The sequence below is a fragment of the Ligilactobacillus equi DSM 15833 = JCM 10991 genome, from assembly GCF_001435735.1.
GTDB lineage: Bacteria > Bacillota > Bacilli > Lactobacillales > Lactobacillaceae > Ligilactobacillus > Ligilactobacillus equi.
This window is the reverse complement of record NZ_AZFH01000130.1, coordinates 1-232: the sequence shown is the minus strand read 5'-3', so window position 1 is coordinate 232 and position 232 is coordinate 1. Positions and strand designations below refer to the sequence as shown.

At 42.2% G+C, this 232-nt stretch carries 1 protein-coding gene; it reads left to right on the top strand.

Annotated elements, in window-relative coordinates; genetic code table 11:
• Positions 1-232 (top strand): YPDG domain-containing protein (locus FC36_RS11915; protein ID WP_156409556.1); only part of this gene is annotated, 232 nt, incomplete at both ends.

Here is a 232-nt window from a genome sequence, read left to right as displayed (position 1 = left end):
AGGCATGAAGTTAGGTGATGTAGATCAAAAAACTGGTGAAGTAACAGTCGATGTACCAACCGGAACCCTATCCGGTAGTTATGATGTTCCCGTAACAGTAACCTACCCAGATGGAACAAAGGATCAAACAACAGTTAAAGTAAACGTTAAGGACAACGTCCAATACCAAGCAACCGCCAAGGATGATGTAACCACAGGTTTAGGTCAAACTCCAACAGCTGAATCAGTAATT